Origin of the sequence: Corynebacterium callunae (genome assembly GCF_046592015.1) — a bacterium.
Lineage (GTDB): Bacteria > Actinomycetota > Actinomycetes > Mycobacteriales > Mycobacteriaceae > Corynebacterium > Corynebacterium callunae_A.
Window position 1 is genome coordinate 115540 of record NZ_JAWVOB010000005.1, and the last position, 12328, is coordinate 127867.

At 56.3% G+C, this 12328-nt stretch carries 9 protein-coding genes; 1 reads left to right on the forward strand and 8 read right to left on the reverse strand.

The window, feature by feature from the left end:
- Window positions 1–16 precede the first annotated feature (16 nt).
- Window positions 17–1498, reverse strand: coding sequence for a glutamate--tRNA ligase (gene gltX / locus SFC07_RS07375; protein ID WP_411207584.1), 1482 nt, complete (start codon window positions 1496–1498; stop codon window positions 17–19).
- 74 nt (window positions 1499–1572) lie between these two features.
- Between gltX and SFC07_RS07380 the strand changes: the two genes are divergently transcribed.
- Window positions 1573–2703: an isochorismate synthase MenF gene (locus tag SFC07_RS07380; protein ID WP_411207585.1), complete on the forward strand. Its 1131-nt coding sequence runs from the start codon at window positions 1573–1575 to the stop codon at window positions 2701–2703.
- 454 nt (window positions 2704–3157) lie between these two features.
- Here the strand turns inward: SFC07_RS07380 and SFC07_RS07385 are convergent, their stop codons facing one another.
- From SFC07_RS07385 to SFC07_RS07415, 7 genes are all read right to left on the reverse strand, one after another.
- Window positions 3158–3712, reverse strand: a complete 555-nt coding sequence (locus tag SFC07_RS07385) for a class I SAM-dependent methyltransferase (RefSeq protein ID WP_411207670.1) — start codon at window positions 3710–3712, stop codon at window positions 3158–3160.
- Between the two features lie 51 nt (window positions 3713–3763).
- Window positions 3764–4570: a fumarylacetoacetate hydrolase family protein gene (locus tag SFC07_RS07390; protein WP_411207586.1), complete on the reverse strand. Its 807-nt coding sequence runs from the start codon at window positions 4568–4570 to the stop codon at window positions 3764–3766.
- A gap of 152 nt (window positions 4571–4722) precedes the next feature.
- Window positions 4723–5385, reverse strand: a complete 663-nt coding sequence (locus SFC07_RS07395) for an exonuclease domain-containing protein (RefSeq protein WP_411207587.1) — start codon at window positions 5383–5385, stop codon at window positions 4723–4725.
- The gene (locus tag SFC07_RS07400; protein ID WP_411207588.1) at window positions 5385–7241 is read right to left on the reverse strand and encodes a DUF294 nucleotidyltransferase-like domain-containing protein; all 1857 of its coding nucleotides are present in this window, start codon (window positions 7239–7241) and stop codon (window positions 5385–5387) included. Before SFC07_RS07400 ends, SFC07_RS07395 begins: the two co-directional genes overlap by 1 nt.
- 105 nt (window positions 7242–7346) lie before the next feature.
- Window positions 7347–8369 (reverse strand): 3-isopropylmalate dehydrogenase, encoded by a 1023-nt coding sequence (locus SFC07_RS07405; RefSeq protein WP_411207589.1) that lies wholly within the window; start codon window positions 8367–8369, stop codon window positions 7347–7349.
- A gap of 215 nt (window positions 8370–8584) precedes the next feature.
- Window positions 8585–10177: a phosphoglycerate dehydrogenase gene (gene serA / locus SFC07_RS07410; RefSeq protein ID WP_411207590.1), complete on the reverse strand. Its 1593-nt coding sequence runs from the start codon at window positions 10175–10177 to the stop codon at window positions 8585–8587.
- A gap of 374 nt (window positions 10178–10551) precedes the next feature.
- Entirely contained in the window at window positions 10552–12285 is a 1734-nt protein-coding gene (locus tag SFC07_RS07415) for an MBL fold metallo-hydrolase (protein WP_411207591.1), read from the reverse strand.
- Window positions 12286–12328: the final 43 nt, after the last annotated feature.

Consider the following 12328-nt stretch of genomic DNA (forward strand, 5'->3'; position numbering starts at 1 on the left):
GGCGCCTTGGTTGGTGTTACTCCGCTGCCTGGTATGGAGTCTGCGCGCGGGCTGCACGCAGGCGGAACAAGGTGGATTCCTTGCCCAGAAGCTCCATGGACTCAAATAGTGGAGGGGAAATTGCCTCGCCGGAAATACCCATGCGCAGGGCACCGAAGGCCACGCGAGGCTTTAAGCCGAGATCATCAATAAGCGCCTTGTGCAGGGCTGCCTCGATGTTTGTGGTGGTCCACTCCTCCACTGCCTCCAGCGCTGCAATGCCGGCGTCAAGTGGCTCAATGGCGGTTTCCTTGAGGTTCTTTTTGGCGGCCTTCTCGTTAAGCACCAGATCTTCATCGGCAATAACTAGGAACTTCAGCAGGTCCCAGGCCTCACTGAGCACCTTGATGCGGGTCTGCACCAGCTCAGCGGCGATGGCGAACTTCTCAGCTGGGTAATCCGCTGGGAACTCGGTGTACTCAGTCATGTAGGCGCGCAGACGCTGCTCAAAATCAGCTGGCTCCAGCAGGCGGATGTGATCCGCGTTGATGGACTCCAGCTTCTTCTGGTCAAAGCGTGCAGGGTTGCCCAGGACGTCAGCCACGTCGAAGTTAGCTACCAGCTCATCAACTCCGAAGACATCCTGATCGGCGGACAGGGACCAACCCAGCAGTGCCAGGTAGTTCAGCATGCCCTCAGGGATAATGCCGTTATCGCGGTGGTTAAACAGGCTGGACTGAGGATCGCGCTTGGAAAGCTTCTTATTGCCCTCGCCCATCACGAATGGCAGGTGACCAAACTGTGGGGTGACCTTGGCAACGCCGATGCGCTTAAGCGCCTCGTAGAGGGCCAGCTGACGTGGGGTGGAAGGAAGCAGATCCTCGCCGCGGAGCACGTAGTTAATCTCCATGAGGGCGTCATCTACTGGGTTAACCAGGGTGTACAAAGGCTCCCCGTTGGAGCGGGCAACCACAAAGTCAGGCTGGGTGAAAGACTTAAACTCCACTTCGCCGCGGACGAGGTCATTCCACTTCCAGTCCTGGTCCGGCATGCGCAGACGCCAAACTGGCTTGCGACCCTCAGCCTCAAAAGCTGCGACCTGCTCCTCGGTGAGATCGCGGTCGAAGTTGTCATAACCCAGCTTTGGATCGCGGCCAGCGGCCTTGTGACGCTCCTCAACTTCCTCAGCGGTGGAATATGCAGGGTAGACCTCGCCGGCGTCGATAAGCTTCTTCAGCACATCCTGGTAGATGTCCTTGCGCTGGGACTGGCGGTAGGGCTCATGCGGGCCGCCCACTTCCACGCCCTCATCCCAGTTGATTCCCAACCAACGCAGGGAATCAATGATGGCAGCGTAGGACTCCTCGGAATCGCGAGCAGCATCAGTATCTTCAATGCGGAAAATCAGCTTGCCACCGGTGTGGCGGGCATATGCCCAGTTGAAAAGTGCGGTGCGCACAAGTCCAACGTGTGGGGTGCCGGTGGGCGACGGGCAGAAACGAACACGAACATCAGTCATGCAGGCTATGGTAATCCCCCTAACCTTTAGCCCGCGCGTTTACCCCTTATGCGGTGGGATTAAAATGGGTCTACATGTCTGTCCACCGCGATCCCGCCGCCCCGCCAACAGCACCAGATTTCCTGCTTTCCCGAGGTCACGGCTCTATTCGCACCCAAGGTTCAGTGGAAACCTTCACCGACGCCTGGGCTGCGGTTTCTGCTTTAAAGGAAGGGCGCGTGCCACTCGTTGTGGGCGCCCTGCCTTTTGATCGCGATAAGGCGGCGGCCTTGACGGTTCCCAAAACCGTCATCCGCGAAGAGGGACCGCTGGAGCCCCACTCCTATTACCGATTCGGGCCGGGCTCAACCTTGCACGCCGAGGTTGCGGGGGTTGACCCCTCACCGCTTGAGCATTTACGACGAGTAAACGCCGCGATTGCCACCATTAAGAAAACTCCCCTGCAAAAGGTTGTTTTGGCACGCGCAGTGGACATCAAATTCGAACCACCTGTCGATCCTTTGCTGCTGGCTGCCCGCCTGATTGATAACTCCCACAATAAAGATGGCTTTATTGCCGATCTCTCCCCTGCTGGCGAGGAATTTTCCGGGCATATGCTGGTTGGTTCCTCCCCGGAGGTGTTGATCAAGCGCCAGGGCTCTACTGTCAGCGCCTATCCCCTCGCCGGTTCCGCACCGCGCCTGAACGATCCTTTACGAGACCTCGAGCAAGGCCAGAGTTTGCTTTCCAGCACCAAGAACCTAGAAGAACACAGCTATGTGGTTAATCATCTGCGCGCTGTTTTAGAGCCCATCTGTTCCCGCGTTGATGTGCTGGACACGCCAGAACTGACCAAGACCAATGAGATGTGGCACCTGGCGACACCTGTGGTTGGCACCCTCAAAGATCCTGCTATGAACGCCCTGGAGCTGGCGCTTTTGGTGCACCCCACCCCAGCGATTTGTGGAACTCCCACCGATGCCGCCGAGGGCTTAATCAAAACTGCCGAATCCCCCCGTAACTTCTATGCCGGTGCTGTGGGCTGGTGCGATTCTACTGGCGACGGCGAATACATGGTGGCGATCCGCTGCGCCGAAGTTTCTGGCGATGGCACCCACGCCCGCGCCTGGGCTGGCGGTGGCATTGTTGCCGATTCCGACGCCCAAGAAGAATTCGACGAAACCACCGCAAAACTGCGAACGATTATGCGGTCCTTGGGGCTTTAATTAGCTTGGGTGTGCGAGAACCTACAAGCAGGCTTTGTTAGGGACGGTTTTTGTAGGCTAAGGGACAAAAATGGGTGCTCATGTGTGCCTGAGCGAGCGCGCTGAGATAGTTCAAGCTTGAAATTGTAGATTCTGGCACACAACCCCTATGGGTGATACGGAAAACCTCCGCCTATGGCCACGTTGCCGCCGACAATCCCTCTCGGAAGAGCCAAGTGTGCCAGAACCTACAAGCACACACCCCAAGGATCGGTTTTTGTAGACTCACGGACAAAAGTGGCCCCTGATCCGTGCCAGAACCTACAGAACACGTGTTCTTAAAGCAATTCTTGTAGGCTCAGGGACAGATCGTGAATAAAACCCTCCCCCACGCCAAAAGTGCAAGAAAAAACGACGCCCCAGAAAGCCGTTTAAGGCGTTAAAGGGGCGTCATTAAGGTAAAAGTGTGGAAGCGCTATTTCGCCTTCACAGCAAGCAACACAATATCAACATGATGATGAGCACCAGCACCACTTTTTAAGTCACGCTCGAAAGCATCGAGAACCTCCACCTTAAAAGCAGAGCTCAAATGCGCACCAAGCCAACGAGTAGTCATCATGGACTCAGACTCAAAGTCATGATGGGTCACAAAGAGTGTGCCACCAGGAGCAACAAGACCTTCCAACTGCGCAAGAGAGGTTTCATTAGCTGGGATCTGTCCATAAGAGCAGGTCACCAAATCAAACTGGCGGCCAGACTCAATCGCAAACTCAGTGAAAGACACATCAAGCACTTCCGCCGAGAGCGAGTTGGCGTCGACAAGCTCTTTGGTGCGTGCTACGGCGGTGGGGGCAAAGTCAATGCCCGTTACCTGCCAGCCCTGTTGCGCCAGGTAGACAACGTCCGCGCCCTCGCCACAACCGATATCCAGCGCGGTGCCGGTGGCTTTGACCGAGCCGAAGTGGCGCACCAGGGCCTGGTTGGGGTTGCCACTCCAGACCTGATCGGCGGCGGTGTAGCGCTGCTCCATCATGTCTGGGGTGACGTCATCATAGGGGCTGCCTGCGGAATGGGAATGCACTTAAGCGTTCACAATCGGATTGCCCAGCTTACCGATGCCTGGGATTTCGATCTCGATGTAGTCGCCGTCGGCCATTGCTTCGGTGCCGGCTGGGGAGCCGGTGGCGATGACGTCGCCTGGGAGCAGGGTCATGGAGGCGGTGATGAACTCGATGATCTCGCCCATCTTCATGATCATCTGGGAGGAGTTAGAGTCCTGCTTGAGCTCGGTGACGCCGTCGTGGGTCAGGCGGGCCTTGATGGGGAGATCGTCAAGGTCGATGGAGTTGATGTCGGTCTGGATCCAAGGTCCGATGGGGCCGAAGGTGTCGATGCCCTTGGCGCGCGCCCACTGGCCATCGGCGAACTGCAGGTCACGGGAGGAAACATCGTTGATGATGGTAAAGCCCAAAACCACGGACTTCCAGTCAGCAGACTTGACATTCTTGCAGGGCTTGCCGATAACAACAGCCAATTCGCCTTCGAATTCAACCTTGGTGGCAAAGGAAGGGATACGGATTGGTGATTCCGGGCCGGTCACAGATGTTGGGGGCTTGAGGAACAGAGTTGGAGGCAGGTGCTCCGCAGACTTCTGAAAAACCTCGGCTACGTGGTCGGCATAGTTGCGGCCAATGGCGACAACCTTGCTGGGCAGCATTGGTGCGAGCAGGCGCACATCCTTTAGTGGCCATTCTTTACCGGTGAACTTTGGTTCGGTGAAGGGAGTACCTTCGATCTCACGCGCGGTGAGGTTGGCTACATCATCCCCTTCGCCGTCGATGGTGCAAAAACACATTCCCTCAGGGGTGGCAATTCTTCCAAAACGCATGGAGCCAATGTTACGCGGTGGGGTTCAGCCCTTGCACCTTGGGAACCCCTTCGAAGCCCCTTCCCCACGGCTTTTCCCACGTCATCGGCAACCTAGTTGGCCAATGAGCACCAGCACCACCCAGCGCATTGTGCTTTGCCCCCTTAAAACACCTAGCTGGAGATATCACGCAATACCTGCGCCCTCCCCTGCCTCGTTTGCGCCAAATACAACTCCGCGCAGGCCAGCGCATCGGTGAGCGCATGGTGGTTTGAATAATTGGGCAGCCCATATCTGCTGCGAACCCGGGCCAGACGCAGGTCCTCGCCACGCGGATAAGTGGACATATTTTCCATATGTTTGCGCTCCATGGCAAAGGTATCCACAATCGGCACCTGCAGTGGCGCGCCAAAAATCTGCTCACAAGCCGCGGAAATAAAGTCCTTTTCAATCGCTGCAAAATGCGCCAAAAGTGCGCGCCCCTGCAGCGCTGCGAGCAGCGTGGAAATAGCCTCCTCCAGGGAGATCCCAGCCGCGATTTCATCATCGGTAAGCTGATGAATCACCGCCGATGACCCTACTGAAAACCCCTCGCTACCACGGATTACACAATATCCCGCGCCACGCAAATCAATCTCCAGGCCATTTACCGGCACCCACCCAATAGAAACAATCTGATGTTCCTTAGGCTTCAGCCCCGTGGTCTCCACATCCACCGCCAAAAGTGGCAGGCTTTTTAGGCTTGTCGACGCCTCGGGGCAGGGTTGTTGGTAAAACTCCTGCAATGCGCCAGTGACGCGCCTAATTTTTCTTTTGGATTTCTGGGCGCCAAACATTAGATCGTCCGCACTGGGTATTTGGTGGCAAGCGCGGTTTGCATGGACTTAATAATTCCAAAGGCATCCCGCAGATGCTCGCGATCCATCTTGCTCAAGGTCTTGGGGTCAATATGGTAATTAGGCTCTTCCCCAGCCTTAAGCAGCGTGGACTGGTGCTGGAAGGTGATGGAATTGAGGAAGTCAAAGGCATCCAATAAGTCCTGCGCACCCTGCTTGGACACTTGCCCAAGACCTGCTGCTGCCATGAGGCGTTCCCGGGTTCCAATCGCAGCATTGCCGGAGGCCAGGGAGTACAGCCGCGCCATTTGCACAATGCCCGCAGTTCCGCCCTTTTTCACATTCAGCGTGGATCCATATTCACCCGATCGCTCCACCACCAAGCCGCGGAAGAATCCCAGCGGTGGGTCGCGGCGAGCAGCCAGCGTGGCCAGGTGCGCATGCAGGCGACGAGCGCCCTGAGCCATATCGACGGCTGCTTGGTGGACTTCCGTGGCCATGGAGACCTCGCCAAAGATGCCACGGAAATCAAAAAAGGTTTGGGCATGCAGCAGCGCATCAGGTTCCGGCGCGGTAATCCACTGGTGGAAGGTGTTAATCCACTCGGACTTTGTCATGCGCCACTGCGGATTACTGGCCATCATATCACCGGGGCATAGCACCTGACCTGCACTATCAAGGCCAGTGCACACAAAATTTGCCAGCTGCGCAAAGTAGGCTCCGTGCTGGGCTTCATCAAAACTATCGTCTAGCACAATGGCATTATCTTGATCAGAGGCCAGGCCCATTTCCTTGCGGCCTTGGGATCCAACCACGGCAAAGCAATATGGAATGGGAGCGGGTCCAAATTTTTGCTCGCCCAATTGCAGCAGGCGCCTGGCCAGGGAATCAGCCGCCACGGTAATAAGGCTGCTGATTTCTTGGGCGGATGCTCCCCTGTCTACAAATCGAGATGCCACCTCGGATGCCGATTTAAAGGTATCGGCAAGTTCCTCCACGGTGTTTTTGCGCGAGAGATCAGCGGTGAGATAAATCGGATCATGGCGCAGCAAACGCATAATATCGGCGGCAGTGACAATGCCAGTGATCTTGCCAGCATCCACAATGGGTAGGTGGTGAATCCGCAGTTCAGCCATCAAAAGCATAGCCTCAAAAGCGAGGTCATCAGAGGTGGCGCAGCGTGGATTGGCTGTCATGATCTCACTAACAGGCAGCTCCACATCGAGGTTGTGGGCTACTACCCTGCTGCGCATATCGCGGTCGGTAACAATGCCGTGGAGATCACCGTCAATATGGACCAGCAGCGAGGAGACGCCAAATTTATCCATCTTCAGGGCTGCATCACGGATGCTGGTATCGGGCTCGCAGCTAATTGGCTCAGCGATTTTAAATTCGCCCAATTTACTGCGCAGAACTTTGGTGCTGGATTCTTGCCGCAATTGATCCGCTGCTGCGCGGATGCGTTTAGACCAACTGGAAAAATAGCGCTTGAGCTCAGGATTCCTGGTGGCAAGTGCGCTAAATTCGGCGCGGTCCAAAAACAGCACCAGGCTATCTTCAACCGCCACCATGCTATAGCGCGCGATGGGATCATGCCCCATGGTGGAATGGCCAAAACAGCGGCCGGCATCGCGGCGGTCCAACAGCACGCCTTCTTCCTCCAGCACATCGATAGCGCCAGAACGGATAACACCCATGCGATCATTGGGCTTGCCGAGGGCAATAATTTCTTCCCCGCGGCGGAAGTACTGCATGGTCATTTTTGCTGGCAGCTGCTCAAGTTCATCCTTGGGCAGCTGCGCAAAGGGTTCAAAACTGGCTAGAAAATCCTGGATCTCCTCGAGTTCAACCGACATAGCTCAACCATAAAATATCCAGAACCCCTCCGGGCGGTTTTGGACAGAGAAAATCCCGCCACGCGGCCTTTCTCAGGCAACGCAGCGGGAAGCTCTCAAAAACCCTTAAGCCTGCAGTGCAGCTGCGATACGATCGCCTACTGCAGTGGTGGAAATTGGCGCAGTGTTATCGCGCTGTGCCACGTCTTCTGCAACTGCCTTTTCAATGCGGACAGCATTGTCCTCATCACCAAGGTGGCGCAGCAACATGGCTGCGGAAAGGATCGCTGCGGTTGGGTCAGCAATGCCCTTGCCTGCGATATCAGGTGCAGAACCATGAACTGGCTCAAACATGGAGGGGTTGGTGCCGGTGGCGTCGATATTGCCAGAGGCTGCCAGGCCAATACCGCCAGAGATAGCACCAGCTTCATCGGTGAGGATATCGCCGAAGAGGTTATCGGTAACAATCACGTCGAAGCGGGAAGGATCTGTGACCAGGTAAATGGTGGCTGCGTCAATGTGGCAGTAGTCAACGGCTATCTCTGGGTATTCGGTTGCTACCTCGTTGACGGTGCGCTGCCATAGGCCACCGCCGTGAACCAATACGTTGGTCTTGTGTACGAGGGTGAGCTTCTTGGAGCGGGACTGTGCCAGCTCAAAGGCGTAGCGGATCACGCGCTCTGCGCCATAGCGGGTGTTAACGGAGGTCTCATTGGCGATTTCATGAGGGGTGCCAACGCGGATTGCGCCGCCGTTTCCGGTGTATGCGCCTTCGGTTCCTTCGCGGACAACTACAAAGTCAATTTTGCCAGGGTTACGCAGTGGGGACTCGACGCCGTCGTAAAGCTTTGAAGGGCGCAGGTTGACGTGGTGGTCAAGCGCAAAACGCATCTTCAGCAGCAGCCCACGCTCGAGAACTCCTGGGGGAACGGAATCTGGTGCGCCAATGGCACCGAGCAAAATGGCGTCGTGCTCGCGCAGGGATTCGAGGTCTGCGTCGGTAAGCAACTCGCCGTTTTTTAGGTAGCGGCGGGCCCCGAGGTCGTAGTCGGTGGTCTCAATGTCGTCGCGGACAACGTTGAGGACTTTAAGGGCTTCAGCGGTAACCTCTGGGCCAATTCCATCGCCACCAATAACAGCAAGTTTCATTTTGCGGGATTCCTTTCTCACTATATGAACTTATTTAGTGTAGCGGATCACGGCGGACACTCAACGAAAATACGCCCAAAACTCCCCCAAAATACACCCTGAACTGCCCCTATCCCCCATTCAAAAAATGAAATAATCCTCACCAGCACGCAAAAACCGCCTCCCCCGCGGTTTCAAAAGAAGCCACAGAGAAGACGGTTAAGCAGCACTAGAAATTAATCCAGGCTGATGAGGAAGGAGGTAGCGCCGAGTTCTTCGTTGATCTCTGCGATAATTGCTTCAGGAACCTCGGACTCAACGCGCAGGATAAGAACTGCGCCGTCGCCCTTTTCAGCCTGGGTCAAAGCAGCAGCGACGATGTTGATGCCAGCTGCACCCAGCTTGGTGCCAACGGTACCCAGTGCGCCAGGAGCGTCGGTGTACTGGAGGAAGAGGTTCAGGCCCTCAGCGCGCAGATCAAGTCCACGGCCGTTGATGCGGGTGATCTTCTCAACGCGGTCGAGGCCGGTGAGTGCACCAACAACAGTAGCGGAGGTGCCTTCGCCGGTGATGACCTTGACCTGCAGCACGGAGCGGTGGGTCACGGACTCGGAGTTGGTCTTAACGGTAACTTCCAGGCCACGCTCTTCAGCGATGCGAGGTGCGTTAACGAAGGTGACGGATTCTTCGATGATGCCGGAGAAGAGGCCACGTACAGCGGACAATCCTAGTGCGTCAACCTTTTCGGTGGAGAGCTCGCCACGAGCCTCAACCTCAATGGCAACAGGTGCGGTATCAACAAGCTTGCCTGCGAGCAGACCCAGCTTGGCAGCAAGGCCGAGCCATACGGAAACTTCTTCGCCCACGCGACCACCGGAAACGTTCACTGCATCTGCAACGAACTCGCCAGCCAGTGCCTTGAGAACGGAGTCAGCAACGTCGGTACCAGCACGGTCCTGAGCTTCTTCGGTGGATGCACCCAGGTGAGGGGTAACAACGACCTGTGGCAGCTTGAATAGTGGGGAGTCGGTGCAAGGCTCGGTTGCATAAACGTCGAAGCCAGCGCCACGGATGTGGCCAGCCTCGATAGCGTCTGCCAATGCCTGCTCATCAACAAGGCCGCCACGTGCAGCGTTGATGATGATCTGGCCCTTCTTGGACTTAGCCAACAGCTCAGCATTGAACATGCCGGCAGTTTCCTTGGTCTTTGGAAGGTGAATAGTGACAAAGTCAGAGCGGCCCATGAGCTCTTCAAGCTCTACCAACTCAACGCCGAGCTGTGCAGCGCGGGCTGGGTTTGCGTATGGGTCATAAGCGATGATCTCGGTCTCGAATGCAGCAAGGCGCTGTGCAAAGAGCTGACCGATGTGGCCGAAGCCGACGATACCGATGGTCTTGCCGAAGATCTCAACACCATTGAAGGAGGAGCGCTTCCATTCGCCCTGGCGCAGGGTTGCGTCAGCAGCTGGAATCTGGCGTGCGGTGGAAAGCAGCAAGGAAATTGCGTGCTCACATGCGGAGTGGATGTTGGAGGTTGGTGCATTGGCAACCATGACGCCTGCTTCAGTTGCAGCAGGGATGTCAACGTTATCCAGGCCCACGCCTGCACGGCCGACAATCTTCAAGTTTGGGGCAGCGGCGATGACTTCTGCATCAACCGTGGTGGCAGAACGCACGAGGAGTGCGTCGGCTTCCTTGACTGCTTCAAGCAGTGCGGGGCGGTTTGGTCCGTCAACCCAACGGACTTCTACTGCATCTCCCAGCGCGTCAACAGTGGACTGCGCTAGCTTGTCGGCGATGAGGACTACCGGACGGCCATTCTGGCTCACAAGTTTCTCCTGGAAAAACTAGGAATGTCCGCCTGCAACAGGCACGACCGCGTCGGCTGCAGACGTGTCCACGCCGGGTTTTGGCGTGCGACTAGGGTTCATTCTAAACCCACTTCTAGGACTTGAGGCACCTTCACCCCATTTTCATGGGGTGGGATACACCCCCATTTGTGTCTCACCAGGCAGATTTCTGCTGTTCTTTGCCTGGTTTTAAAGCAACCCACTAAATGCCACGGCAGCAAGAAAGGGCCTTGAATTTATTTCAAGGCCCTCATCTCACACCTGGCACCCAACCGGAAAATCGGCCGCGCACACTGCGCACTACGCAGCGTGGCCGCGTCGACAAGCGTTACAGGCGTTTCAAGCGTTAAAAATTATTGATAAGACACAAACCATGGACGCGGATTAACCTCTTCATAGGTTTGCTGCGGGGTGAAGGTGGGGAAATCCTCGTCATAGAAATTCTTCCACGCCATGAAGTAATTGGGGCTTAGGCCCGCGCGCATGAGGTCCCAGGTGGCATATTTATCGCCTGCCATACCGTGTCCATCAGCGTGCAGTACAAAGGCCAGCTCGGCATAGTCGGTCTTAATGTTTTCACGATCCGGCAGCATCTGGGTTTGGAATTGGTGCAGCACCAGGGCCTTTTGCGGGAGCTGATTGGCCTCGGTAAGGTCTGCCAGCCACTGCGCGGTCTCATTAATTTCCGCAGCCGTCGCCGAACCCACGCGGGTCATCGGCTGCTCATCTGGGCCAATCTTCCACTCTGGATCAAGGGCCAATCCCACATTGGGGCGCTTCAGCAGATCCTCATAAAGCTTGGCCTGTTCCAAGAAGCTGGCGCGTCCAGGCTGCAGGTCAATCACGGCATAGCCGCCGGCCTCGGTAATGGCATCGATATAGCCAGTGAGCTCCTCGGCTGCGAATTCATTGGAGAAGTTGCCATCATCACCGGGGAATTCCGAGGCCACAGTAGCGATAACCTCAAAAGCTGGAATCACTGGCTGTTCTTCAAATTCCTGATATTGCGCAGCCATGTCTTTGACGCGGGCAACGGCCTCAGTTGGGGGCTGCTCCCCCATTGCGCCCAAGGCAGGACCGGAAGGATGCCCATAAAGAGCCACCATGCGGCGTCCTGGGAACACCAATCCGCCGCCACCGGGCAGCTCAGTGGTGATGGTTTCACCGCGCACAATTTTCTCCGACAGCAGCTCACTGCTGCCGAATTGATCACCCAGTGCCAGCAAAGGCTTATCGGAAAGCCCGGCCACCATGTTCATGGTGTCGGTATTAAGCCGCGGATCTGGGTAGTCCATAAAACGAACCTCAGCGCCATAGGCACGCGCGGTTGCAACAGCAGAAATGCCACTTTCAGGGCTGGCAATTACAACCGGCGCCATCTCCCCATCGCGCTTGGTCTGCACCGGGAAAGCCTCTACCTTCTCAGCAGAAGTATCCGCGGGCATCTTTTCCCAGGCTGGCACCAACAAGGTTTGCTCTTCCGGAACCAACTGTGCGGTCGCGCGGGTGACCTCGGAAATATCGACGACAGTTTTCTCCTCAAATTGCAGGGAGGTTAATTCCGCCAGTGCCTGCTCGGTGCCCGGATCTTGAATCACCGTTGTCACCTTTTCCAGGCTATTTTCATCAAATCCAGGCAGCGCATTGCCCACCAGCAGCACCGTCGTTGCACCCAGGCGCTCAATTTCCGCAATCACCGCAGCATCATCAGAGCCCGGCGCATGTAGCACCGGCGCATGTGCAACCACACCAATCGACGCCGCGCGCAGCTCCTGCGAAATTCCAGCACCTGCCACCACGACCGTTTCCGAGGAATCAAAAAACATCTTGCTCGTTTCAATTCCCGAATAACCCGGATCGCTAATCACGGTTGGTGTCTGCGGAAAATTCTCCGACACCACGCGCGCAAGGTTCTCAGTTTTTGCCTCGCGGTAGGGAGAATTATCTTCAACCGTGCTTGTCGACGCCGCCTCGGTCTCGGCTGGTTGCTGTTGTTCGGCGGAGGAACAGGAAACCAGGCCTAACACCAGGGCCGCTGAAGCGGCCACTGAAATCAGGTGGCGTACGGGAGTCTTTTGGAGTGCCAAGTGCTCGTCCTTCGTCGTGGTGGTTTTTATTTCTAGAACCGTC

Excerpts from the sequence above, each read along its gene's own strand:
- SFC07_RS07385 (WP_411207670.1), bottom strand. The coding sequence starts at position 3,712 with ATGGAGCAGCGCTACACCGCCGCCGATCAGGTCTGGAGTGGCAACCCC.
- gltX (WP_411207584.1), bottom strand. The coding sequence starts at position 1,498 with ATGACTGATGTTCGTGTTCGTTTCTGCCCGTCGCCCACCGGCACCCCA.
- SFC07_RS07395 (WP_411207587.1), bottom strand. The coding sequence starts at position 5,385 with ATGTTTGGCGCCCAGAAATCCAAAAGAAAAATTAGGCGCGTCACTGGC.
- SFC07_RS07390 (WP_411207586.1), bottom strand. The coding sequence starts at position 4,570 with ATGCGTTTTGGAAGAATTGCCACCCCTGAGGGAATGTGTTTTTGCACC.
- SFC07_RS07380 (WP_411207585.1), top strand. The coding sequence starts at position 1,573 with ATGTCTGTCCACCGCGATCCCGCCGCCCCGCCAACAGCACCAGATTTC.
- SFC07_RS07400 (WP_411207588.1), bottom strand. The coding sequence starts at position 7,241 with ATGTCGGTTGAACTCGAGGAGATCCAGGATTTTCTAGCCAGTTTTGAA.
- SFC07_RS07405 (WP_411207589.1), bottom strand. The coding sequence starts at position 8,369 with ATGAAACTTGCTGTTATTGGTGGCGATGGAATTGGCCCAGAGGTTACC.